The 24735-nt window shown below is 41.0% G+C and carries 20 protein-coding genes; 4 read left to right on the top strand and 16 right to left on the bottom strand.

The features are described from left to right. Nucleotides 1-2 precede the first annotated feature (2 nt). On the top strand, nt 3-371 hold the full coding sequence (locus MHH54_RS08480; RefSeq protein ID WP_003211537.1) for a multidrug efflux SMR transporter: 369 nt from the start codon (nt 3-5) through the stop codon (nt 369-371). 47 nt (nt 372-418) lie between these two features. Here MHH54_RS08480 and MHH54_RS08475 read toward each other — a convergent pair whose 3' ends face one another. Further along, nucleotides 419-868, bottom strand: a complete 450-nt coding sequence (locus tag MHH54_RS08475) for an OsmC family protein (RefSeq protein ID WP_003211845.1) — start codon at nt 866-868, stop codon at nt 419-421. A 77-nt stretch (nt 869-945) separates the two neighbouring features. Next, nucleotides 946-1680, bottom strand: coding sequence for a poly-gamma-glutamate hydrolase family protein (locus tag MHH54_RS08470; protein WP_003211920.1), 735 nt, complete (start codon nt 1678-1680; stop codon nt 946-948). A gap of 584 nt (nt 1681-2264) precedes the next feature. Between MHH54_RS08470 and MHH54_RS08465 the strand changes: the two genes are divergently transcribed. After that, nucleotides 2265-3590 (top strand): S8 family peptidase, encoded by a 1326-nt coding sequence (locus tag MHH54_RS08465; protein ID WP_226805216.1) that lies wholly within the window; start codon nt 2265-2267, stop codon nt 3588-3590. Between the two features lie 91 nt (nt 3591-3681). Here MHH54_RS08465 and MHH54_RS08460 read toward each other — a convergent pair whose 3' ends face one another. The 3 genes from MHH54_RS08460 to MHH54_RS08450 all read right to left on the bottom strand — a co-directional run bounded on the left by MHH54_RS08460 (nt 3682) and on the right by MHH54_RS08450 (nt 6532). After that, entirely contained in the window at nt 3682-4830 is a 1149-nt protein-coding gene (locus tag MHH54_RS08460; protein ID WP_003211287.1) for a Rap family tetratricopeptide repeat protein, read from the bottom strand. A 165-nt stretch (nt 4831-4995) separates the two neighbouring features. Next, nucleotides 4996-5745 carry a poly-gamma-glutamate hydrolase family protein gene (locus MHH54_RS08455; protein WP_106028923.1) on the bottom strand — a complete coding sequence of 250 codons (750 nt, stop codon included), beginning with the start codon at nt 5743-5745 and terminating at the stop codon, nt 4996-4998. Nucleotides 5746-6058: 313 nt separating this feature from the next. Beyond that, nucleotides 6059-6532 carry a CarD family transcriptional regulator gene (locus tag MHH54_RS08450; RefSeq protein ID WP_044141851.1) on the bottom strand — a complete coding sequence of 158 codons (474 nt, stop codon included), beginning with the start codon at nt 6530-6532 and terminating at the stop codon, nt 6059-6061. A 568-nt stretch (nt 6533-7100) separates the two neighbouring features. Between MHH54_RS08450 and MHH54_RS08445 the strand changes: the two genes are divergently transcribed. Then, nucleotides 7101-7499 (top strand): hypothetical protein, encoded by a 399-nt coding sequence (locus MHH54_RS08445; protein ID WP_003211318.1) that lies wholly within the window; start codon nt 7101-7103, stop codon nt 7497-7499. Between the two features lie 125 nt (nt 7500-7624). Beyond that, complete coding sequence (gene bslA / locus MHH54_RS08440; protein WP_050944961.1) at nt 7625-8161, top strand: biofilm surface layer hydrophobin BslA; 537 nt, start codon at nt 7625-7627, stop codon at nt 8159-8161. Between the two features lie 209 nt (nt 8162-8370). Here bslA and mutL read toward each other — a convergent pair whose 3' ends face one another. The 11 genes from mutL to rny all read right to left on the bottom strand — a co-directional run bounded on the left by mutL (nt 8371) and on the right by rny (nt 24709). Continuing rightward, nucleotides 8371-10272, bottom strand: coding sequence for a DNA mismatch repair endonuclease MutL (gene mutL / locus MHH54_RS08435; protein ID WP_003210950.1), 1902 nt, complete (start codon nt 10270-10272; stop codon nt 8371-8373). A 20-nt stretch (nt 10273-10292) separates the two neighbouring features. After that, nucleotides 10293-12869: a DNA mismatch repair protein MutS gene (gene mutS, locus MHH54_RS08430; protein ID WP_342500858.1), complete on the bottom strand. Its 2577-nt coding sequence runs from the start codon at nt 12867-12869 to the stop codon at nt 10293-10295. A 124-nt stretch (nt 12870-12993) separates the two neighbouring features. After that, a complete protein-coding gene (cotE, locus tag MHH54_RS08425) occupies nt 12994-13539 on the bottom strand; it encodes an outer spore coat protein CotE (RefSeq protein ID WP_003212450.1) in 546 nt (181 codons plus the stop codon). Between the two features lie 477 nt (nt 13540-14016). Further along, nucleotides 14017-14451, bottom strand: a complete 435-nt coding sequence (locus MHH54_RS08420) for a RicAFT regulatory complex protein RicA family protein (protein ID WP_003211238.1) — start codon at nt 14449-14451, stop codon at nt 14017-14019. Between the two features lies 1 nt (nt 14452). Next, nucleotides 14453-15979, bottom strand: coding sequence for a tRNA (N6-isopentenyl adenosine(37)-C2)-methylthiotransferase MiaB (gene miaB, locus MHH54_RS08415; RefSeq protein WP_342500857.1), 1527 nt, complete (start codon nt 15977-15979; stop codon nt 14453-14455). Nucleotides 15980-16137: 158 nt separating this feature from the next. Beyond that, complete coding sequence (locus tag MHH54_RS08410; protein ID WP_342500856.1) at nt 16138-17319, bottom strand: glycine C-acetyltransferase; 1182 nt, start codon at nt 17317-17319, stop codon at nt 16138-16140. Continuing rightward, nucleotides 17316-18380 (bottom strand): L-threonine 3-dehydrogenase, encoded by a 1065-nt coding sequence (gene tdh, locus MHH54_RS08405; protein ID WP_342500855.1) that lies wholly within the window; start codon nt 18378-18380, stop codon nt 17316-17318. The genes MHH54_RS08410 and tdh overlap by 4 nt, the downstream gene beginning before the upstream one ends. A gap of 174 nt (nt 18381-18554) precedes the next feature. Further along, nucleotides 18555-21599: an efflux RND transporter permease subunit gene (locus MHH54_RS08400; protein WP_342500854.1), complete on the bottom strand. Its 3045-nt coding sequence runs from the start codon at nt 21597-21599 to the stop codon at nt 18555-18557. A gap of 202 nt (nt 21600-21801) precedes the next feature. Then, a complete protein-coding gene (gene spoVS, locus MHH54_RS08395) occupies nt 21802-22062 on the bottom strand; it encodes a stage V sporulation protein SpoVS (RefSeq protein WP_029281188.1) in 261 nt (86 codons plus the stop codon). Between the two features lie 201 nt (nt 22063-22263). Continuing rightward, on the bottom strand, nt 22264-23058 hold the full coding sequence (locus tag MHH54_RS08390) for a TIGR00282 family metallophosphoesterase (protein ID WP_003212177.1): 795 nt from the start codon (nt 23056-23058) through the stop codon (nt 22264-22266). Between the two features lie 88 nt (nt 23059-23146). After that, entirely contained in the window at nt 23147-24709 is a 1563-nt protein-coding gene (rny, locus tag MHH54_RS08385) for a ribonuclease Y (RefSeq protein WP_003211958.1), read from the bottom strand. Nucleotides 24710-24735 lie beyond the last annotated feature (26 nt).

Genomic DNA, 24735 nt, shown 5'->3' with positions numbered 1-24735 from the left:
TCATGAAAGGAATGCTCTATTTAACAGGGGCTATTTTGACAGAGGTTTTTGGCAGTACGATGCTGAAGCTTTCCCAAGGTTTTTCGCAACTGCTGCCGAGTATTGGGGTCCTGATCGGATTTGGGTGTGCCTTTACCTTCCTCAGTCTGGCACTTAAAACGATTGACCTTTCGTCTGCTTATGCAACATGGTCTGGTGTTGGAACAGCACTTACTGCTCTTATCGGGTTCGTGCTATTTAACGAAACCATTCACATAAAAGGCTTCATTGGTCTTGCACTTGTGATATGCGGCGTGATTGTCTTGAACCTGTCAAAAAAACAAAAGGAAGAAAACAAAGAACAAATCGATCAAACCGAATGGACGTCATAAAAAAAGTCATTTTCTCCATTTCATTAAGAGAAAATGACTTTTTGTTTTTACCCGTCGACTTGAATGGTTTCTTCTAAGGAAATGTCCACATTTCCTTGAACAGCTCTTGAGATCATACATGAGCTTTCGGCTTTGTGCGCGAGCTTGCGGGCAAGCTCAATATCTTGCGGAGAAGCAGAGGCTTTGAGGATGATGACAGGCCGGTGAATGATTTTTTCATATGTAAACACACCATTTGTCACATCTACGACAGCCTCAGAACTCATTGTGAGATCCTCTTTTTCTAATTGGCTCCGCTCCATCATAGCGGCAAGTGTAATAATATAACACGTAGCCGCTGCACCTAAGAGCATCTCATCTGGATTTGTTCCGATGCCGGGACCGTCCATTTCTTTCGGAATTGAAATCTTCGTTTTTAACTGTTCGCATGAGATTGTACCCACATCGTTACGCAGGCCAGGCCAGCTCGCCTGAAGATGAAAATGATGACGCGCCATATTCGTCTCTCCTTTTGTTATCACTTTTTATAGTGTAACAAGAATTCACGCTACTTGTCTTAACATGTGCACCATCTTTATGTATATTCCTCATCCAGCACTGTCCGAATCGCCCTGACATACCGGTAGAACGTCTCGTTTTTTGTACTCGACCGCCGCCGAAAGTCAAAACTGTCAAATAAAGCTTCACGCTGACTTCTACTAATCTCTAGCTGTACACTTTGCCCTGTTTTAGTAAGATTATTAATATTATGATTGCTTGTTCCGCTCAGGGTTGCGTGTGCGACAGCCAGTTCAGCAGAAAATCCGTTTCGCTCTAATGAATTCACTATTTTTTCTGCACGGTCGTAATCTGTTCCGCCAACGAGCGTATGGTCAATGCCTTCCTCACCTTTGTATCCATGCACTGCTAAGATATAATCGTGTGCTTTTGCCTGCGCGACGCCGACTGGCTCATCAAAGTTTGTACTTGTCACATGAAGTTCTGACGCATTCTCTCTTAAACCTTCAAACAAATACGTAGAGAAATCATTATCGAAAAAATGGACGATCTCACTCACGCCGCCTTCAATTCTCCCGCCATGGGGTGACATCACAAGAAGACGGCTTCCAGGCACTGGGTTGGCTGTAATTTGATAGCTGCTTGTTGATTCGTTTTCTTCCAGTTCTTTAAAATTGCGATAAATATCATTTGAACCGCTTTCGTCTTCCCCACCTGATGACAATGGCTCATCATGTTCCTGTGCTTGCATTGTATAATAAACGCCCCATCCGATCGCAAGCAGGAGAAGCAAAGCAAAAAACTTCTTCATTCCCGTTCTCCTTTAACAGATTTCTAAGCCGTTTCTATGATTTATATTGAATCATCATTTCTTTTCATTTTTTCCACTTTTTCTCTTCAAATTTGATCATAACACTCTAGATCATGAGATTCCTCAAAAATAAGATAATTGCATTTATATACACAGAAACGCCTCTCGTCTTTGAAAACAGAGTTAGAATAGTATGACAGACAAACGAAGTTATGTTTAAAATGACCTAGTTCTATCCAGTCTGTTTTCTTTAATTCGGCTTGTTTTTATATGGATTTGATTTTTTTCCTCTGTGACAAGTCACATTTGTATGAGCATTGACCCTGTCTAACCCCTCCTTTTTTCTGCAAAATCGTTTGTTTCACCGGTTCTCTAAGAAGAACTCTCCCACCTATCATCGGCTGATTCTACATGTTTTCCACCTTTTTCTATTATTTTACAAAATGTAAGCGCTTTTCTTTTTCATCAGAAATGAGTAAGCCGCCAATATGAAGAAAAGAAGGGACAAGAATCCGAACAAAGCAGCTCTCATTCTCATAACGTAAGAGTGTACAAGAATGGATAGCTAGAATGGAGGGCATCACATGTTTGGATTTTCTATGGTGCAAATGGTCAGGACACATGCTAGTAAACTAGATCAGCCTTTAAGAGAGACCGTCCTTCACCTTTATAAACCTTTTAAATGGACGCCATGCTTTCTTCATCGTTTCTTTGAAGGAAGATTAAAGAAGAGAAAGAAGCTTCGTGTAATTATTGAATTTAAGAAAGACGCGGTCGAAGCAGGGATTCAAAGCACAAAACAGCTCATGAAAAAAAGTAGAAAAACAAATATCAAACGGCACTTTTCACATATCGACTGCTGCGCTGCAGACATAACACCGGCCGCTTTAGAGGAGCTGTTAGCAAATGGTGAGCATATTCGTAAAATTTATTTAGACCGGAAAGTTCATGCACTTCTGGATGTGGCCACACAAGCCAGTCACGCGGATGAAGTCTTCCGCAACGGTACAGCCTTAACAGGGGAAGGCATTACGGTCGCTGTCATTGATACAGGAATTTATCCGCATGAAGATTTAGAAGGAAGGATTCGCGATTTTGTGGACTTAGTCAAGCAAAAAACAAAGCCTTATGATGATAACGGGCATGGTACTCACTGCGCTGGAGATGTAGCTGGAGACGGAGCGGCCTCAGATGGCTTGTACAAAGGACCTGCTCCAAAAGCTCATTTAATTGGCGTAAAAGTGTTAAATAAACAAGGGGCTGGATCGCTTTCTACTATTATAGAAGGGGTTGAATGGTGCATCCAGTTCAATGAAGATCACCCTGATGATCCGATTCATATTATGAGTATGTCACTAGGCGGAGATGCTCAGCGTTATGATGACGAACAGGACGATCCGATGGTGCGTGCTGTCAATGCTGCTTGGGATCAAGGCATTGTAGTATGCGTCGCAGCCGGAAACTCTGGTCCTAACAGTCAAACGATTGCGAGCCCTGCCGTCAGTCAAAAAGTGATTACGGTTGGCGCTTTTGATGACCGGAATACACCAGAATCAAACGATGATATCGTGGCACCATTTTCAAGCAGAGGTCCTACTGTTTATGGTGAGACAAAGCCTGATATCCTTGCACCAGGAGTAAACATCGTCTCTCTCAGATCACCAAGATCCTTTCTAGATAAACTCGACAAATCAAGCAGAGTCGATGATGATTACACGACGTTATCTGGCACATCTATGGCAACACCGATTTGCGCTGGTATTTGTGCTCTTCTATTAGAGCATTCACCAGATTTAACGCCCGATGAGGTCAAAACCCTGTTAAAAGAAAATACAAGCAAGTGGTCTGGGGATGACCCGATGATTTACGGGGCAGGTGCCATTGACGCAGAAAAAGCCATCAAAGAATAAATAAAAAAGCCCTTTACGTTGATTCGTAAAGGGTGTTGTTTTTGTCTGTTATTACGTGTGAAGTCTTTCATCTACTTGATCAGCTGACATGTTATGCTTCGTTCTCATACATCTCATCTCCTTTTTGAATGTGCGTACGCGCTTCGATCACAATCTCAAAAAAAGTGGAGGATTCCTTGTACATGTCGCGTTCCTTATAATAATTAGCCGCATCAAGTGCTAATTCCTCTAAATCAGCAAACATTTTTTTGCTTCGCAGTCCAAATAGTGCCGATCTTAATTGCTCACAGCTGTCTTTTTCTATATAAAGCGCCTGTAAAAATTGAAATTTCAACTGATAAATTTCATCTTCCAATAAACAAGCCTCGTTCATTCCTTTACGTATAGCCTCACCCGCCCGCTCGATATCTCCGAGTTTAAACCAGGTAAGAGCAAGTGAAAATAATGATTTGATCATCGTGGATGCTTGATCTTTTTGATAAAGGGAAATGGCTTGTTCAAAAAAGACTGTCGCTGTATGGTACGTTCCCATACTATAATGACAAGCTCCTAAGTTATTAAGAGCCATCGCTTTAAAATAAGATGTGCACTCTTTCCGCTCCATCGCTTCACAAACCTTTAACGCTTTTTCTAAGTAAGGAAGCGCTTTTTGGTGCTGACTCACATCAATACAATTACCTGCCATGACAAAATCACATTGAATGCTTCTTTTTCCATAAAGCTGATGTTTCTTATAAATGTCTCTCGCCTTTTTAGCATAATGCATGGAGAAATAAGTTTGTTTCATATGATAGTATACTTCAGCGATTTTATAGTAAAATTCCGCTTTTTCAATCTCATCTGTCACTAAGATCAGTTGATGTTCCGCATGCTTGTAATAGGAAATGGCCTCGATGTATCGGCGCTGGATAAACGCATACATTCCATGAAAAAAATGAAAGTAATAGCCAAGTAAGCCTGTCATCTCATCTTCTCCATCTTCCATTTCTTTCGGAAAAGACACGGCTTGAAGTGTTTCACTCCCTGCATGGACTGGCGTTAAATGCTGAAGCATCAGTTGATGGCGAAAATCCATTAGAGAATAATATAGAAGCAAATCTTGATCCTCTTCCATCTCATGAATTTCTTCTTCAACAAGGCGCTTCATATCGTTTGCTTGTTCGACTTCAAATTTGCAAATATGCGTGTACCATTGATTGATCTTTACACCTACTTCGGAAGATGGTATTTTATGTGCCATCCACTTCAGCCCCATTCTATCATATCAAACTGATAACTATTATTTTACATAATTTATGTTTTTAAGGCAAATTGTAATTTATTGCATGATTTATGTTCATTTCGCATATTTCTATCTTTTTTACCAAGTTTAAATGGAGTACTTTTACCCATCAAAACGATTTCACTACGAAGTTGGGTCAAATTCTCTTAATACTTCTTTTAAAGCACGGATATAACGTCTGAATGCTTTTTTCTTTCCTTTTCTCGTATCAAAATGGTCGAAAAAAGATTCTCTCTGCGCCGTACTAATTTCTAGCTGAACGCTTTCACCACTTGCATTTCGATTATTAATATTTTTAGGATCTGTTCCTGAAAGCCGTTCGCCTTCTTGCACCATTTCTGCAGAAAATCCTCGATCTTTTAACTCTCGTACAACTGCTCTTTTCATTTTTTCGTTTGTCCCGCCAACTAGCGTGTGCTTTTTATCACTTTTATAGCCGTGGATGGAAATGGAGAAGGGATACGTTTTAATCATTTGGACCAATATCGGTTCATCAAACTTGGTGCTTGTAATATGCAAATCACGATTGTTGTCTTGTTTCGTTCCTTCAAACAAATACGTCGAGTATCTTTCTTGAAATGCTTCTACAATTTCACTTGTTCCTGGTTCAATTTCCCCTCCATGAGGAGAAAAGACGAGTAAATCACTTCCGCCCTTTTCGTGAAATTCTATTTCATACCCTTTTCTTTCATGCCGAATAAGCTGTTTAAAACTGTCGTATCGATCCCCTTTTTTTCGCTCTTTTTGATACTTTTCTACCTCTTCTTGATGTTGCTTTTGCTCTTTTTTTTCTTGAACAGAATGGCTGCATTTCACCATTAAAAGAGCACATAGGATCAGAAAGATGAATCCACATATCAGTAGCCTTTTCATTTCACCGCTCCTTTTCATTCTCTTAGGTGTCATCTTATCGCATTATTTTACTATCAATGGCTAACAGAATTCAAAGGTTGTCCGGCTCATTTAAATGAATCAGGAGAACTTTCCTGTTTTTTTATGCCTCTCTAGGTATTTCTGACTTCTTTGAATCATTCGCTGCTTGAATAAAAACTGCATCGTATGACCTTATTTTAGCTTTAGTTAAAATCACCTACAAAAATGGACATATTCTTCTGATTTCAAACAAAAAAAGCCGTAAACAAAAGGGATACCCTTCTGTTTACAGCCAATTACTGTATATCCATCATTAAACTCTTAGTTCATTCTCTAAAGCTGAAAGGACTTCATCTTGTGAAAGCCCTTGTGCAAGAGAAATTTCACTCACTAACATGCCTCGAGCATCTTCAAGCATCTTCTTTTCACTTGAATTTAATGCTTTCTTCTGATTTCGTCTCATCAGATCTTTGACAACGTCTGCACCATCTTCGATCGCACCTGTTTTTAGCTTTTTCATATTTTCATCATATCTTTGCTTCCAAGTAAGCGTGTCGTCGTTTGTTTCTTCTGCAAAATTGTTCATCACAACTTTCAGCGTTGCTTGATCTGCTACCTGACGTATACCTAGTTGATTGATTCTGCCTCTTGGGATCATCATCTGCATATTCGGCATTTGAATCAGAAAATATTCTTCCGTCTTACCTAAAATCTCTTTTTCTTCCATTCCTTCAATCACACCGGCACCATGCATAGGATAAACAATTTTATCACCTATTTGAAACAAATCCGCCACCTCCGAAAGTATTCACAATTTGATTATAACACATTTCATCGGCGGATAAAAATTTATATTTTATCATGTTATTTTAGCACTAGTCAATTCTTTTCATTTGAATTTTTCAGAAAAAGCCTTTTTTTACAAAAGATGCGCCACCATCCAGTCCCCTTGTCTTATTCGTGCATATACTAGCATTGAGTCACATTTAGGAGGGATGACAATGTGCAAATGCAAGTGCAAACATTCCCACTCAAACTGTTATAAAAAGCATGACGATCATTGCCATGAGGACCCATGTAAAGAAAAAAAGTTTCATCATAAAAAAGATGATTGGTTTGAGAGCGATTTCTGGGATACTTCTAGAAGCTACGATCCCTATTATTACCCTAAAAGTGTCTGCAGCAGTTGTAAGAAGCGTCGTAGAAGAAGACATGGCTTCTCATATTAGCACCTGACGCTTTCAACTGCTTTTTGTTTTCCCGGCTGAAAAGCCGGTTTTTTTCATATGGATAGGCTCATGAAACGGATCATGCTCATAGGATATGGCAACCTGACATAAAGGATGAGATATCAAATGAACAATATGAATAGCCAAATGAATTATCATCACGAAGGAAATCCGTACCATACGTTTGAGAATGTGTATACAGCCAATCATGAGCATGTGGTCGCGCCAAACATGCATGATCATATGAATATGCCAAACCATTATCATACCGGTAAAAAGGATAAGTACAGCGGACATTATCCGCATCATCATTCAGCCTATCCGCCTTTTCCAAATCAGCATGACCCCTTTTCGCATGTTCCAATGAAGGATCACCATCATCATGGCCACTATGGTGGATATGGAATGATGCCATATCATCCATACGGATATCAAGATATGCATATGATGATGCCGAATCAGCAAATGCCAGGCTTTGGTTACGGAATGAACCAACCAAATGCGCATTTTCCCCGTTATTACTAAACAAAATGACAAAATAAGGGTATAATATACCATTTAATACCATGTAGGGATATGGTAACATTATAGGTAAATAATGGGTGTAATCATCTATTATTTACCTATATTCAACAAGGGGGAAGGAAGAAATGAAAAAAACATGGACGATGATCATGATGGGGATGCTCACATTGGTTATGGCGCTGTCAGTGCCGCTTTCTGCATCTGCTGAAGGAGCCAAAACAGAGGAAAGCAAAGCATCAACCAATGCAAAACCAGCTGCCCTTTACGCAAAAATTACAGGTACAAGTAAGCAGGAATGGTCTTTTTCTGACATTGAACTAACGTACAGCCCAAATTCTATTTTAAGTCTTGGTGCGGTTGAGTTCACACTGCCAAAGGGTTTCCAAGCAACAACTAAAGACATTATGAACGGTAAAGCATTAAAAGACAGCTACATTTTGAACAACGGACAAACCGTCCGTATTCCGCTTAGATTGGATTTACTTGGAATTTCCAAATATACATTAAAGCTTTCACATAAAGTACTCCCTGCCGCAGGTACATATACGTTCCGCGCAGAAAATCGAGCAATTAGCATCGGTTCCACATTTTATGCAGAAGATACGATTGATATTAATACACGACCAGTTGTGGTCACACCGCCAGATCCGTGTGGATGCTAAATAAAAAAGCGCTCTAATAAGAGCGCTTCAAATGACAAAGGGCAAAATGATGTTTATTTTAGCCCTTTGTCTTCTTTTCAGTGTGATAGAAACCTTTGTAGCTTAGGAAGGACGAGTTCTGGCGCGGATTAGACATTCGTGAGCACCAGCTCGCGCAATAGTTTGTCTACACGCTGAGGTGCCTTAATAAGAGCGCTTTTTTTATTTGATCACATGACCCGTTTAAACATTTTCTCCATTTCATATGTCGAGTGATGAATGATGATCGGCCGGCCGTGCGGACAAGTGAAAGGGTCCTTTGTCTGCCTGAGTTCATCTAATAGGGCTTTGATTTCATCATTTCGCAAATGACGATTTGCTTTGATTGAGCCTTTACAGCTCATCATAATCGCCGCTTCTTCTCTTAATTTTTTGATATCTACACGCTTCTCATCCAGCACTTGCTCAATAATCTCTTCGATCAGTTCAGCCTCTTCTCCTTTTGGAAACCACTGCGGATGCGACCGTACAATGTAGCTTCCTGAACCGAAAGGCTCTAAGAAGACACCCACTTTCGTTAGTATCTCTTTATGCTCTTCAATAATCAGCATATCGTTTTTCGAGTAATGGAATGTTAATGGGACGAGCATTTCTTGCACTTCCTGTTTGATCTCTCCTACCTTCTCACGATAATACTCATACTTGATTCGCTCCTGGGCCGCATGCTGATCAATAATATAAAGCCCACGTTCATTTTGAGCCAAAATATATGTGCCGTGCATTTGTCCGATGGGATACATCACAGGGACGCGTTCGTTTTCTGAAATGGCTTCTGCAGCATCTTCTCTTAGTTCTGACTCTTCATATTCTAGTGAAGCGGCGGATTCCTCTAACTGAACTCGCTCAGATGAGGCTTCTTCATAAAATACTGGTGATGATGGTTCCGTCTTCTCTTGATTAGGCATTCCGTATGCTTCGGTATGGCTTGTCTCATATAAGACCGATTCGAGCGGCTCCGGCTGATAGGATAGCGGCGTTTCCGCCTCGCTTGTGTTTCCTTTTTTCGCATCAAAGGTTAAGGATTGCTGCTCATTTTTGATCGCTGGCATTGGTGCTTTCTTTGGCACCGAAGCACTTGGAATGAGCTGCTGCTTTTGAAATACGTCCTTAATTCCTTGCTTAATTAACTCATGAAGTTCCTGCTCTTTACTAAGTCTCACTTCAAGCTTCGAAGGATGAACGTTCACATCCACTAAAATGGGGTCCATCTTCATCTCTATAAATGTAATCGGGTGGCGGCCAATCGGTAGCAGCGTGTGATACCCTTCATGGACCGCTTTCACGAGCGGAAAATGCTTAACATATCTGCCGTTTACAACAGAAGACATATAATTCCGTGATGCCCTTGTCACTTCTGGCAAGGAGATATATCCTTTCACTTCAAAATCAAGTGATTGCACGTGAAGCGGCACCATTTTTTTCGCAACAGCTGTTCCGTAAATGGCCGCAAGCACATGCCGCACATCCCCGTTTCCATTCGTCTGAAGCAGGACTTTTCCTTGATGACGCAAGCGAATCGATACTTCTGGGTGAGCCAGCGCAATTCGATTGACGACATCTGATATATTGCCAAGCTCCGTATGAACGGTTTTCATGTATTTTAGGCGGGCCGGTGTATTGTAAAATAAGTTGGTAACGACGATCTCGGTACCGCGGCGACTAGAGGTTTTTTTCTCTGAAATGATCTTTCCGCCTTGCAGCACCAGGTGCGTTCCAGCTCCTTCACCAGTACTTGTTTTCATTTCTAGATGAGAGACAGATGCGATACTTGGCAGCGCCTCTCCCCTGAAACCGAGCGTTCTGACACGGAACAGGTCATTTTCATCTTTGATTTTACTCGTTGCATGGCGCTGAAAGGCGAGCTTACAATCTTCAGCATCGATTCCAACACCATTATCAATCATTCTAATAGAAGAAAGACCTGCTTCTTCTACATCGATTTCAATCACTGTACTACTTGCATCGATTGCATTTTCCATAAGCTCTTTTACGACAGAAGCTGGACGTTCGACTACTTCACCTGCAGCAATTTTATTGGATAGGTCATCGGATAACTGAATAATCTTTGCCATTTTGCTCACCTCACCTTACATTATAATTTCTTTTGCAATTCATATAGCTTAGTCATCGCTTCGAGCGGAGTCATATCCATTAGATTGAATGACTTTAATTCCTCGATCACCGCTTGATCTTTCTGTTTTAGAACTGGTTTGGTTTGCGGTTTTTCTTCTACTTCAAAGAAAGAAAGCTGCTGCTTTTCCTCAGCCTTTTCTGTTTTTGGAGCTGCAGATACGTGCGGAGTCACTTCATGTGATCCGCTCTCAAGCTCCGTCAAAATGGTCTGGGCCCTATCGATGATCGCATCAGGCAATTCAGCAAGCTGCGCTACATGAATACCATAGCTTTTATCAGCTGCACCCTCTTTGATTTGATGTAAGAAAACGACCGTGCCTTCATGCTCTTCAGCACGTACATGAACATTTTTCAGCTCGCTTAATTGAGATTCAAGAACTGTCAGCTCGTGATAATGTGTGGAAAAAAGCGTTTTGGCACCAATATGATCGTGAACAAATTCAATGATCGCCTGCGCAAGAGCCATTCCATCATAGGTGCTTGTCCCGCGTCCAATTTCATCAAATAAAATCAAGCTGTTTTTCGTTGCATGCACCATTGCATTTTTTGCTTCGAGCATCTCTACCATAAAAGTACTCTGACCAGAAATCAAATCATCTGCCGCCCCAATGCGTGTAAAGATTTGGTCAAAGATCGGAAGAGTTGCCTTCGATGCTGGCACAAAGCAGCCAATTTGCGCAAGAATGGAGATAAGCGCCATTTGTCTCATATACGTACTTTTCCCTGACATATTCGGTCCAGTAATGAGTAAGGTTTGCCGGCCATTTCCCATATGGCAGTCATTTGGTACATACTCCTGGTGATCCATCACTTTTTCAACGACTGGGTGACGACCATCTATGACATCCACCTCATCCTCTGAGAATTCCGGACGGATATAACGGCGTTTTTCACTGACAGTCGCAAAGCATTGAAGCGCATCCAGCTCACTCATTTGTTTTGCGAGCAGCTGTAATCTCGGAATATAGACTTTCACTTGTTCTCTGAGAGCTGCGAATAGTTCATATTCCAATTCGTTAATATTTGATTCTGCTTCAAGTATCAGTGCTTCTTTTTCTTTTAATTCAGGTGTGATATACCGCTCTGCATTGGCAAGCGTTTGTTTTCTTTCATAACGGCCTTCCTCCAGCAGATGTGTATTTGCGCGTGTCACCTCGATATAATAACCAAACACTTTATTAAACCCGACTTTTAAGGAGCGAATGCCGGTATATTCCCTTTCCTGCTGTTCAAGACGTGCAATCCAGTCCTTTCCGTTTCGGCTGGCATCACGGTATTCATCTAATTTTGCATTGTAGCCATCTTTAATCAAATTGCCTTCTTTTATCGTCATCGGCGGATTTTCATAAAGTGCATCTTCTAATAAATTAAGCAAGTCGCCACAAGGATCAATCTCATTCGCTCTTGATTTTGCCATTTCCTCTGGCAGTGAGTGCACAAGCTCTTTAATGGCTGGTACTTGTTTTAAGGATTCCTTTAACTGAATGAGATCACGGGCATTTACGTTGCCAAATGCGACGCGGCCCGCTAAACGTTCGAGATCATATACTTGCTTTAACCGTTCACGCAGATCCTCTCGTTCAAAGAGATGGTCCATGAGAATTTGCACCATTTCCTGACGTTCTTTAATGTGCGAAAGCCGAATTAACGGCCGGTCGATCCATTGCTTGAGCAGCCTTCCACCCATTGCTGTTTTTGTTTCATCTAACAGCCATAACAAAGAGCCCTTCTTGCTTTTTGAGCGGATCGTCTCTGTTAATTCAAGATTTCGTTTTGAGTAAAGATCAATTTTCATTGTTTGTTTGAGCTCAAACACTTGAACTTGCTGAAGGTGATCGAGACTTCTTTTTTGCGTTCTTCTTAAATAGGCATATAATGTCAAAAAGGCCGATCTTAGTTGCTCGCTCAAGCGGGACACGAGTCGCTCAGCTTCATCGATCAATTCATCACTATCTTCGTATGAAATGGTCGCTTGGCACCGATCCTTTAAGGTCTTGACTGTTTCCTCATCCAGCTGCTTTGACACCACAATTTCTTTTGCACCGACAGAATAAATTTCAGACACGACTTCATCTAATCGATCAATGAAAGCCGCCATGTTTTCACCAGTAGATAAATCGGAAAGTGCAAGTCCATATCCACTTTCAAATTTTGTCACAGAGGCAATGAAGTTGTTTTCATTTTCACTTAAGCCTTTACCATCCATCACCGTACCTGGTGTAATGAGTTGAACGACTTCTCTTTTAACCACACCTTTTGCCGTTTTAGGATCTTCCACCTGCTCACAAATCGCGACCTTGTAGCCTTTTGAAATCAATTGTTCTATGTATGCAGAAGCAGAATGATAAGGAACACCGCACATTGGTATGGTCCCGCCATCTCTGCTTGTTAGCGTGATTTCTAATTCTTGTGACGCTTCTTTTGCGTCATCAAAAAACATTTCATAAAAATCGCCTAAGCGAAAAAATAAAAAGGCATCTTGATACTCTGCCTTGATTTTTAAATATTGCTGTATCATGGGCGTATAACTTGCCATATTTCTAATCCCTCACTATATTACATTCGAATTCATACCATCTTTCATTATAGCATAAAAAATCACCTTTTTTCTCCTAGATAGGACACAAAAAAACTAGGGGGATATGCGCCCTAGTCATCAATTACTCTTCTGGATCACCCGCTAGGAATTCTGGATGAATATCCTCTAACTCCTCATCCACCTCTTCTTCCCACTCATGATCATCTTTTTCTTTCCAGCTTGAATTGACCTCTACAACAATTTTTGTTTCTCCTACCACTTCAGCAATGAACTCCCGCTCTGCTTGAACGATAATTTTATTGCCGTTTGGAGAAATGGTCACTTCTAAGCAATTCGGCTGCTGCAGCACTTTTGCAATCACTTCGTGCTCATCATCAAGGAAATTTTTATCTTTATATCTCAGTTTGATGATGTCTACATATTTCACCCGTTCTGTGACGACTTCTGTTTTTGTGTTATCAGCGTAAGAATACCATACGTTAATATCAAAGGTTCCTTCAATCTCAACAGTTTTACCGACCTTTTCAGCATCATACTTATGATTAATGATCCAACCACCTAGGATGCTGGTTGGTTTTTGCGATGGAGAAATGGTGTGTGTGCTTTGGGTGAATTTCCTCCCTTTTGCAACCACCGCTTTTGTAATAATTTCTCTGTATTCAGACATTCCGTCATGCCTCCTTGTTCTTGATCGTTTTATCTTATGCTGGGCATTCGTCTAGTGTGTCACGATTTTGAACTTCATGTTCAATTAAATTCATTTCTGTTTCAGTGTATGCATGGTCGCCCATAAACTTGCCTTGAAAATTGGAAAAGTTGGAGAGTGAGAGATTGAGGTTGATTGGAATGGTTTAATTTGATTTAATACAGATAGTAGTCCTTCTTTATATAAGGAGGAGATATCATGAAAGAATTTAATATTATCATAAGTATTTTTGGTTTAAGCGTTGAGTTTCGCTTCAAATCTTTTAATCTGTAAAATCAATTAACCTTCGTTCAATAAGCTTCTTTCTAACATTTTCATATTATTACTTTACGTTAAAAATAAAGGGCTACTGCATCAACAACAAAATGTTGATGCAGTAGCAAAATATAAATTACATATATTCTATAACAAAAAAAACCCCGCATCTGCGGGGTTTTCTCATTTAATGGAGCAACTTGGTGATGAGTTTTTCACTTTTGAACCGGTTTCTCCTAATAAGAGGTCACCGCCGGTTGAAAGAATGATTTCATCTGTTACTTGATTAGAAATCGTATGCGCTACGAGCTGAAGCAGGGAATTGACTTCCACTTGTGATTCTTTGAATTCTTGAATCACTGGAATTTCATCCAGTTCTTCTTGCAGGGCATCGATTTTTTCTTCGACTTGCTTTAAGGCTTCATGTTTGCCGTAATGCTTTAAATTCACAGCTTGTTTTTGAAGCGCCTTAATTTGATTAATAATCGTTGAAATTTTTGTATTTTCATTGATTTGCGCTTCTGCTTTCTTGAAGAAATCAACTTCTTCTGTTTCAGAAATCATTTTAGCGAGCTCTCTTGCGCGCTCGACAATCTCTTTTTTTGAATAAAGCGTCATTTTAATTCACCTCGATAGCTTCTCCAACCATTTCTCCGTCAAGAGACCAAGTTTTGGCTTGTGTGATTTTCACTTTGACGATGTTGCCAATCGCTTCTTTTGGTGCTTTAAAATTCACAAGCTTGCTTTTACTTGTATATCCGGCTAGGATTTCAGGGTTGTTTTTACTTTCACCCTCTACTAATACTTCGACAGTCTGCCCTTCATATTCCTTCATTTTTTTTGCGGAAATTTCATTCACGAGGGCATTCAGGCGTTGCAGACGTTCTTTTTTCACATGCATTGGCACGTTGTCTTGCATTTTTGCTGCTGGTGTTCCTTCTCTTGGAGAGTAAATGAACGTATAAGCAGCATCAAACTCAACCTCGCGATAGAGGGAAAGTGTTTCTTCAAACTGCTCATCTGTCTCATTTGGGAACCCAACAATAATATCCGTTGTTAATGAAGCATTTGGCATCGCTTCTTTGATTTTGCGCACAAGATCAAGGTAACGCTCACGGTCATATTTTCTCGCCATAAGCTTCAAGACAGAAGAACTGCCTGATTGAACTGGCAAATGAATATGATCGAGAAGGTTCCCACCCTTAGCAAGCACTTCAATTAAGTGATCGTCAAAGTCACGCGGGTGGCTTGTTGTAAAACGGATACGTGGAATATTGATTTTTCGCAGCTCATCCATCAGGTGTCCAAGACCATATTCCATGTCTTCAAAATCTTTTCCGTACGCATTCACGTTTTGACCAAGAAGGGTAATTTCCTTATATCCTTCTGCCGCTAAACGTCTGACCTCTTGAATAATTTCGTCAGGACGGCGGCTTCTTTCTTTACCGCGCGTGTAAGGGACGATACAGTATGTACAGAATTTATCACAACCGTACATAATATTCACCCAGCCCTTAATTTTTCCTTGGCGGGCTCTCGGAAGGTTTTCAATGACATCGCCTTCTTTTGACCAAACCTCAATGACCATTTCTTTTGAAAGATAGCATTCAGATAACAGCTCTGGCAGGCGGTGAATGTTGTGTGTACCGAAAATCAAATCAACAAATGGATGTTTCTTCAAAATACGGTTGACGACAGATTCCTCTTGAGACATACATCCGCAGACACCTAAAATTAAATCTGGCTTTTCACGCTTTAATGCTTTTAAATGACCAAGCTCTCCAAACACTTTGTTTTCCGCATTCTCACGAATTGCACAAGTGTTTAATAAGATGACATTTGCATCCTCCGTTGAGTTTGTCGGTTCATAACCAAGCGTCATAAAAATACCAGCCATCACTTCTGTGTCGTGCTCATTCATTTGACAGCCATATGTGCGAATATAAAACTTGCGCCCATTTCCTAACCCTTGAAAACGCTCGTCAATTTGAAATTGATTGTATTCGACTTCTTCTTTACCCCGTTTTTTTGCATCTTTTAAGGAAGGCGGAATGTACACAGCTTCAAAATACTGGCTGTAGTCCTTCTCGGATTTTTTGTCCGATGAACTTACTTGTCCGCTCGCTTTTCTCTGCTCTTCATTCATGAATTTGTACTCCTTTCAAACCAAGCTCCACCCTACAGTATAGACTATTTTGTGATGAATTGAAAATAAATTCATATACAGTCTTTCTATAAAAAATGGCTATTCATCAAGAAGGTCACAGCCAATCTCTTTATTAAAAAAAGAGAGCCTGCGCTCTCTCAATCAAGTATGTTTAGTTTTTTTGCTTCTTCTTCGATGATCGTCAGTGCACGGTCTAGTTCTTCTTTTGTGTGCTCGGCTGTGATGATGGCTCTAATTCTCGCTTTTCCTTTTGCCACAGTTGGGAAGGCGATGCCTTGAGCAAACACGCCTCGTTCTATTAAAGCCTTTGAAAAGCGAAAAGTAAGGGCTTCGTCTCCAATCAAGATGGGGATAATCGGTGTCTCTGTCGGTGCAACTTGAAACCCAAGACTGATGACCTTTTCTTTAAAATAGGCGGCGTTTTCCCAAAGTGTATCGATTCGCTCCGGTTCATCTAACAGCACTTCAATCGCTTCTTCACACGCTCTAGTCACAGCTGGCGGATGTGAGGTGCTGAATAAAAACGGTCTTGCTTTATGCTTTAAATAATCAATCAAAACGGCTGAACCCGCTACATAGCCGCCAAGGACTCCGACAGCCTTACTAAGTGTCCCAACCTGAATGTGCACTCTGCCGTCGAGTTTAAAATGGTTGACTGTCCCGCGGCCATTTTCACCAAGCACGCCCGAGGCATGTGCATCGTCTACCATCACAAATGCATCATATGCTTCTGCGAGCCTGACAATCTCAGGAAGTGGCGCAATATCTCCATCCATCGAGAACACACCATCTGTGACGATGAGACGAACGCGGTAATTCATAGATTTCTTTAAAATTTTCTCAAGCTCTTCCATATTGGAATGACCATATACTTTTTTATCTGCTTTTGTTAACCGAATGCCGTCAATGATTGAGGCATGATTCAGTTCATCTGAAATCACAATATCATCTTTTGTCAGGATACTTGATAAGACCCCTTGATTGGTCGTAAAGCCTGATTGGAATACAAGGGCTGCCTCGGTCTTTTTAAATGCAGCGAGCTTTTTTTCAAGACGTTCGTGCATCGTCATTGTGCCAGCGATCGTTCGTACCGACCCCGTACCAGCACCGAATTGATCAATGGCCTCTTTTGCCGCTTTCATCAGCCTTGGATGTGAGGTGAGGCCTAAGTAGTTATTTGAGGAGAGCTGTATGACAGATTGTTCATTTAATGTCACAGTGGATGATTGTTTTGAGTCAATCTCTTTCAATGTTTGGTGAGTGCCTTGCTGCTTCATTGTTTCCAGTTCATCTTGTAAATACGTGAATTCTTTCATCATTTCTTCCCCCTTTGATTTGATGGCATCATCAGTACGACCTTTCCGCACATCCCATTTCTCATGAGTTCAAATCCCTTTTCGAACTGTTCAAATGGTAGTGTATGGGTGACAACTGGCTTGACATCAATGGTATTTGTTCTTAATAGCTCAGATACTTGACGCCACGTCTCAAACATTTTTCTCCCCGTGATCCCTTGCACGGTTAATCCCCTAAAAACAATTTGATTCGTAATGTCAATTGTCACTGGTCGTTCTGGCAAGCTTAGTATATTGACTTTCCCTCCATTTGCACAAGCTTCGAGTGCTTGATTAATGGCAACTGGATGTCCTGACATCTCGCATATCACATCTGCCCCCTCCATCCGCGTGAACTGCTTAATCATCTCAACAGGATCATCTTTTCCAATATCCACGATATGGTCTGCTCCCATTTCCTGGGCAAGATTCAGCCTGTATTCGTTTTGATCGACAGCAAACACTTGGACAGCACCGGAAGCTTTCGCGACGGCGATCGCCATTAAACCGATTGGTCCGCAGCCAAAAATCGCCACTGACTTACCTGAAACAGGTGTGTGAAGCACTGTATGAACCGCATTTCCAAGCGGCTCTTGAATAGACGCAAGCTCTACTGGCATTTGAGCTGGATTGTGCCACACATTTTGTTCAGGTACTTTGACATATTCAGCAAAACATCCGTCAATGTCTACCCCTAAAATTTTCGTTTCATTGCACAAGTGCTGTTGACCTGTTAAACACATAGAGCACTGATTACATACAACATGAGTCTCTGCCGATACAAAATCCCCTACTTTTGCACGTGAGACTCGCTTCCCCGTCTTGACAACTTCCCCTGTAAATTCATGTCCAAAAATGTAGGGCGCTTTCACTCTTCCCTTTGCCCAGTCATCCCAATTGTAAATATGCACGTCTGTTCCGCATATCGAAGTGGCTTTCACCTGAATCAATACTTCGTGATCATTGATTTCTGGAATCGACATCTCCATCAGCACCGCTCCGTAAGCGCTTTCTTTTTTAACAATTGCTTTCATCGTTCCACACATGACGTACAACCCCTTTGTTAAAAAACTTCTCCCACTGAGATTTTAACACGTCTTTTTTTCGTCGTAAATACCACTGTCCTCCTCAAAAATACAAATGAACACTCCACATATTTTTTTGGATATTTTTCTAAAAAAAAAGAAAATCCCCGTAGAAAAGGAGATTTACTTTTTGATTCACCGTCTTTTTGAAACGGCAATATATAAGGCAGGTACGATTAATAATGTCAAAATTGTTGAGAAAAACACGCCCGATACAATGCAGATGGCCAGCGGTTTAAAGAGCGGATCATTACTTAGTGCTACAGGCATAAGGGCGACAAGTGCTGTAAATGCTGTCAGCAAAATAGGCCTAATCCTTGCTCTTCCCGCTTCAATGACAGCTGTCTGTTGATCGAATCCCTGCTTACGCCGCTGCTCAATAAATTCGAACAAGACAACCGCATTTCGGACCACGATACCAGCTAATGAGACAATTCCCATTGTTGCCATAAAGCTGAACGGCGTTTGTGTGACAAATAGTCCGATAACAGCTCCAGATATCGCTAAGTAAACCGTTCCTAGAACTAATAGTGGAAGCATCAATGAATTGAACTGGAAAGCGATGGTCACATAAATGAGAAGCAAGACAACCCCAAATAAGAGACTAATTTCAATAAAGAACTTGGTTTGATCTTCATTTTCTCCGCCTTGAGAAATAGCTAGATCCTTCGCTGCATCTGTTTTTCCTACTTGATCGACGACTTCTTTCATGTCGCCTTTAAACGACTCTGACGTGCCAGGGTACGCCTTCAGCGTAATGGTCGGAATTCCATTTTCATGTGGAATGCTTTCGTACTGCTCTGTTTCTTTTTCTTTTACATATCGGCTAAGTGGCTCGAGTGAAGGCATACCGCCTTCATTTGAATTAACAGGCACTTTTATTTCTTTTAGCTTTAATCCATTTTGATGTGTACCTACATCCTGTTTGACCACTAAATCGATATCTTTTGTTCCTTGTTTAAAGCTGCCTAATGGCATGCCTTCTGTCACAAGACCGAGCTGTCTGCTGACAAGCTGAGCGCTGAGGCCATCCTCTGCCATTCGGTCACGGTTTAGTTCAAAGGAGATCGTTTTTACCGGCTGATTGACATCGTCAGTGATCAAGCTCGCTCCTTTTTCTTTCATTTCACTTGTGAGCGTTTCTTTGACATCAATGAGCTTTGCAAAAGAGTCACCCGCAATGGTTACTGTCACAGGTGCACCAGTTGGAGGTCCTTGAACAATGGTTTTCATAAAGATATCAGCATCTTTAAATTTCTTACGCAATGGCTCTGTCATACGATCGATCAATTGTTTACTCGTCATCTGATCATTGTCTACTCTCACGACAACCTGACCAGTATGATCACTTGCATTTGAGATACTTTCATTAAACAGGTTCGGTACACCGCCGCCTGCAAAGATCGCCGTCTCTTCAATGCCTTTCTGCTGTTTCATCTCTTGTTCTATTTTCTCTAATGTTTCATTTGTTTTGTCTAATGTTGTTTCACTTGGAAGTGTGACAGTGACAACCACTTCTTTCTTATTCGCTGCAGGGAAAAATTCAAATGGTGTGACGAAAATCAATAAAAAGGCAAGCGTTGCAACAAGCAAACCACTTAAGCCAATAAGCAGCGGACGCTTCACAATGTTCGTCAGCACACGGTCTGCATAAAAATCAGCTAATTTTTTTAACGGTTTGCCTAGGAATCCTGGCTCTTTTTGAATTTTCTTGTTCTGTCTTTTTCGGTTCACAGTATATTGATAGACTGGCACTAGTGTCAGAGAAATCACCATAGACGCAAGTACAGTCGTTACGAGGACAGACGGTAATGCTCGTATAAATGAACCGTTTGCACCTGATAGGAAAACAAGTGGCAAGAAAGCAAACACAACCGCAAGTGTTGATGTCAAAATAGACCCTGCCACTTCTTTGACACCTGCAATCGTTCCTTTCAGCGGACTTTCATATTTTTTCATCTGCCTTAAAATATTATCGTTGACGACAATGGCATCATCGACAAGTATTCCTAGGGCAATGATAAAGCCGATAATCGAAATCTGATTGAGGTCCACTTGTAAAAATGGCAGCGGAATCGTTCCGATGGTGATGGATAATGGGATGGCAAGTGAAACGATAAACGCACCGCCAATAGTGAGACCAAGTGTGGTGACCACAATAACAGCGATGACCGCAACAATGGCTTCTTTTATCAAATCATTAAAAATGGCATCCACTTCACTTTTTTGTGAATAGTAGTTTACCCACTCGACATCACTTGGAAGCTCTTTCTCTTTCTCAATAACATCACTGACTTTGTTATACATTTTAGGGATATCAAGCCCTGGTTTGATATTGACTGTAAATGAATAGGCAGGCTCTCCGTTATACGACACAATATCACTTTTCTCTTTTTCTACTTCTTTTAAGCTGCCAAGCTGACTGATTGTGACCGGTTCACGGTTCGTTTTGGAGAAAAGCTCAAGCTTTTTCACTTGATTCAAACGGTCGTAGGTATTGATGGACAGCTTGACCTTATCGCCGCCTGCCCGAATGTCGCCTAGTGGAGATGTGTCAAACTCCTGATTGATGGCATTTGTGACATCCGTTACATTTAACCCTTCTTCCTCCAGTTTGCTTGAATCTAAGTTTAATACCGCTTGCTTGTCATTGAATCCTTTGATGACGACACTGTCTACCCCTTTGATGTCCTCAACCTTTTCCTTCAACGCACGCAGCGATTCCTGACTTTTTGCTAAGTCTGATGACTTACTGGACACAATCATGTATGAACCAACGGGCACGTTGCCGAACTCATCCTTTACATCTGGCTCCATCACTCCGTCAGGAAAGGACGATGCAGCACTTGTGGTTTCGTTCTTAATTTGACTTGCCACCTTTTGAAAGTCGGCTTGATCATCAATTTCAAGCACAATATTTGAAAAACCAATGGCAGAAACAGAGCTCGTTTTCTCTACACCATTGATATCAGATATGGCTGATTCGAGCTTATTGGTTACATCAATTTCCACCTGTTTTGCATCCGCACCTGGGAACACGGTGGAAATTGTGACAATATTCGCTTGGAATTCTGGCAGTTCTCGCTTAGGAAGCTGCGTAAATAAATAGCCGCCAGCAATGAGAACAATAAAAAATAAAATAAAAACAAGCTTTCCTCTTTTCAAAAAAGCTTCAACCATTATTTCACCTACTTAAATATTTATTTTTGATGAAGTATTTTTAACTTAATCTTAATTTATCATCATGGTGAAAAAATGCAAGCTCTAATATGTCATTTTTATCTATTTCATGAACTGAATATGTTATATAAGAAATGTATAGTGGTAAACAAAAACAACCTGCTTACATGATGTAAGCAGGTTGAAAATAATAAAATTAGAATTATCGTGGCTCAATAATCAATTTGATGGCTGTTCTTTCTTCTCCATCGATAAGAATGTCAGTAAAGGCTGGAATGCATATCAAATCCACTCCGCTTGGTGCAACAAATCCCCTTGCTATGGCTACAGCCTTGACCGCCTGATTCAGCGCTCCAGCGCCGATTGCTTGTATTTCCGCTGCACCGCGTTCACGTAAAACGCCTGCTAATGCTCCTGCTACTGAATTCGGATTTGACTTTGCTGAAACTTTTAAAATTTCCATTTCTGCTCCCCCTTAAATTTACAATGGATAAGTGAGTGTTCATTAGAACAATCTTTGTTAGATGATGCTATTTTTTGAAAATCCATCCCCAAAATGTTTTTCAAAAATAGCAGGCTACCTACCATTTTTACTATATTCACGATAGAGGGCGCATATTCCTTCTTTCTGATTAATATTTTTCTGAAATAAATATGTGAACATTTATTCAAAGAAAATATGGTCATCATTTATCAAAATTCGATCAATTTTGACAGCTTTTTTCGACTGTTCGTCAATTTCTACGATCACTGCACTTAATGTCGTGCGGCCTTCTGCAATTTCAAAACGGACTGGAAGACTTGTTTTGAATCGTTTAATAATCGTCTCCCGATCAACACCTAAAATGCCATCATAAGGTCCTGTCATTCCCACATCTGAAATATACGCAGTTCCTTTTGGCAAAACGCGATTATCTGCTGTTTGAACATGTGTATGCGTTCCAACGACACATGATGCACGGCCGTCTGTATACCAGCCCATCGCTAGCTTTTCACTTGTGGCTTCACCATGAAAATCAATAAAAATAAACGGGGTACGTTTGGATGCTTCCGCAATTAACTCGTCTACTTTTTGAAATGGGCAGTCAAGTGGGGGTAAAAAAGTACGTCCTTGCAGGTTGATGACGGCTAATTCTTTCCCTTGTTTTTTTATAAACGTCAGACCTTTACCAGGTGTACCTTCTGGGAAGTTCGCCGGACGAACCATGTTGGCAGCGTCATCGATGAAATCAAAAATGTCTCTTTTATCCCAAGTATGGTTACCCATTGTGAGCACGTCAGCTCCGGCTTGCAGCAGTTCATGATAGATTTTTTCAGTGATCCCTTTTCCATGAGCAGCATTTTCTCCGTTGACAATGGTAAAGTGAGGCTGATATTTCTTCTTTAGCTTTGGTAAGTATTCTTTCAGTGTGTCTCGTCCAGGTGAACCGACAATATCTCCAACAAATAATATTTTCATGCGCTTTGAACCCTTTCTCTTATAAATTGACTTCTTATCAGTGTTGCATATTTACACAAAAAAATAAAGCGGCGCTAAGCGCACCGCTCTATTTTGCATACTCTACTGCGCGAGTTTCTCGAATGACCGTCACTTTAATGTGACCAGGGTAATCGAGCTCGTCCTCAATCCGCTTACGAATATCCCTTGCTAGACGGTGAGCTTCAAGATCATTAATTGAATCTGGCTTCACCATAATACGTACTTCACGTCCAGCCTGTATCGCAAACGATTTTTCAACACCTTCATAAGATTCAGAGATATCTTCTAATTTCTCAAGTCTCCGAATGTAATTTTCAAGCGTCTCACTTCTTGCACCAGGGCGTGCTGCAGATAATGCATCTGCTGCCGCAACAAGAACAGCGATAATAGATGTCGGTTCTTGATCACCGTGGTGAGAGGCAATACTGTTGATGACAACAGGATGCTCTTTATATTTCGTCGCAAGCTCAACGCCAATTTCTACGTGGCTTCCTTCTACTTCATGATCAATGGCTTTTCCAATGTCATGCAGAAGACCTGCTCGTTTTGCAAGCTTTGCATCTTCTCCAAGCTCTGAAGCCATGAGACCTGCAAGATGTGCAACCTCAATTGAATGCTTCAGGACATTTTGTCCATAACTTGTACGGAATTTTAAGCGACCGAGAATTTTGATGAGATCCGGATGCAGACCGTGAACTCCGACTTCGAATGTCGTTTGCTCACCCATCTCACGGATATAATCATCGACTTCACGGCGTGATTTTTCCACCATTTCTTCAATTCGTGCAGGATGAATGCGGCCATCCTGGACTAGCTTGTCCAGAGCTATCCTCGCTGTTTCACGTCTAATCGGATCAAAGCCCGATAGGATAACAGCTTCAGGTGTATCATCTATGATCAAGTCAATACCTGTTAACGTTTCTAACGTACGGATATTTCGTCCTTCACGTCCGATAATACGACCTTTCATCTCATCATTTGGAAGATTGACTACAGATACCGTCGTTTCAGCTACATGATCAGCTGCACAACGCTGTAACGCAAGTGAAAGAATGTTTTTCGCCTTTTTATCAGCCTCTTCTTTCGCTCGGTTTTCAGATTCTTTCGTCATGACTGCAATGTCGTGGGAAAGCTCATTTTCAACTTGATCCAGAATGATTTGTTTCGCTTCATCTCGAGTTAAACTTGAAATACGTTCCAACTCGGCTTTCTGCAAACGAATCATATCATCCACTTTGCTTTCCATCTCTTCAATATGTTGTTGTCGTTCATTCAGAGAATGATCTCTCTTCTCCAACAGGGACTCCCGTTTATCTAAAGATTCATCTTTGCGATCAAGATTTTCCTCTTTTTGAAGTAAACGGTTTTCTTGTCTTTGAAGCTCATTACGTCTTTCACGAACTTCTTGCTCCGCCTCTACACGAAAGGAATGAATTTCATCTTTCGCTTCCAAGAGCGCTTCTTTCTTCAATGCTTCCGCATCACGCTTTGCATCCTCAACAATTTGTTCGGCCATGTTTCTTGCGCCGGATATTTTTGCTTCTGCAATGGTTTTACGAACAAAGTAGCCAACAACTAAACAGATTAGGCTCAGCAAAATGGAGATGATCGTAAACATCGTAGGCGACATATTTTCACCTCCTCTTGCTATGAACT

The organism is Bacillus sp. FSL K6-4563 (assembly GCF_038630405.1).
Lineage (GTDB): Bacteria > Bacillota > Bacilli > Bacillales > Bacillaceae > Bacillus > Bacillus pumilus.
This window is presented reverse-complemented; position numbering and strand designations above follow the sequence as displayed.

What these genes read in the sequence shown, in the direction of transcription:
- MHH54_RS08465 (WP_226805216.1), top strand. Translation starts at nt 2,265, where the DNA reads ATGTTTGGATTTTCTATGGTGCAAATGGTCAGGACACATGCTAGTAAA.
- MHH54_RS08480 (WP_003211537.1), top strand. Translation starts at nt 3, where the DNA reads ATGAAAGGAATGCTCTATTTAACAGGGGCTATTTTGACAGAGGTTTTT.
- MHH54_RS08400 (WP_342500854.1), bottom strand. Translation starts at nt 21,599, where the DNA reads ATGGTTGAAGCTTTTTTGAAAAGAGGAAAGCTTGTTTTTATTTTATTT.
- bslA (WP_050944961.1), top strand. Translation starts at nt 7,625, where the DNA reads ATGAAAAAAACATGGACGATGATCATGATGGGGATGCTCACATTGGTT.
- rny (WP_003211958.1), bottom strand. Translation starts at nt 24,709, where the DNA reads ATGTCGCCTACGATGTTTACGATCATCTCCATTTTGCTGAGCCTAATC.
- mutL (WP_003210950.1), bottom strand. Translation starts at nt 10,272, where the DNA reads ATGGCAAAGATTATTCAGTTATCCGATGACCTATCCAATAAAATTGCT.
- mutS (WP_342500858.1), bottom strand. Translation starts at nt 12,869, where the DNA reads ATGGCAAGTTATACGCCCATGATACAGCAATATTTAAAAATCAAGGCA.
- MHH54_RS08445 (WP_003211318.1), top strand. Translation starts at nt 7,101, where the DNA reads ATGAACAATATGAATAGCCAAATGAATTATCATCACGAAGGAAATCCG.
- tdh (WP_342500855.1), bottom strand. Translation starts at nt 18,380, where the DNA reads ATGTGTGGAACGATGAAAGCAATTGTTAAAAAAGAAAGCGCTTACGGA.
- spoVS (WP_029281188.1), bottom strand. Translation starts at nt 22,062, where the DNA reads ATGGAAATTTTAAAAGTTTCAGCAAAGTCAAATCCGAATTCAGTAGCA.
- cotE (WP_003212450.1), bottom strand. Translation starts at nt 13,539, where the DNA reads ATGTCTGAATACAGAGAAATTATTACAAAAGCGGTGGTTGCAAAAGGG.
- MHH54_RS08470 (WP_003211920.1), bottom strand. Translation starts at nt 1,680, where the DNA reads ATGAAGAAGTTTTTTGCTTTGCTTCTCCTGCTTGCGATCGGATGGGGC.
- MHH54_RS08475 (WP_003211845.1), bottom strand. Translation starts at nt 868, where the DNA reads ATGGCGCGTCATCATTTTCATCTTCAGGCGAGCTGGCCTGGCCTGCGT.
- MHH54_RS08460 (WP_003211287.1), bottom strand. Translation starts at nt 4,830, where the DNA reads ATGGCACATAAAATACCATCTTCCGAAGTAGGTGTAAAGATCAATCAA.
- MHH54_RS08410 (WP_342500856.1), bottom strand. Translation starts at nt 17,319, where the DNA reads ATGATGAAAGAATTCACGTATTTACAAGATGAACTGGAAACAATGAAG.
- MHH54_RS08455 (WP_106028923.1), bottom strand. Translation starts at nt 5,745, where the DNA reads ATGAAAAGGCTACTGATATGTGGATTCATCTTTCTGATCCTATGTGCT.
- miaB (WP_342500857.1), bottom strand. Translation starts at nt 15,979, where the DNA reads ATGAATGAAGAGCAGAGAAAAGCGAGCGGACAAGTAAGTTCATCGGAC.
- MHH54_RS08390 (WP_003212177.1), bottom strand. Translation starts at nt 23,058, where the DNA reads ATGAAAATATTATTTGTTGGAGATATTGTCGGTTCACCTGGACGAGAC.
- MHH54_RS08420 (WP_003211238.1), bottom strand. Translation starts at nt 14,451, where the DNA reads ATGACGCTTTATTCAAAAAAAGAGATTGTCGAGCGCGCAAGAGAGCTC.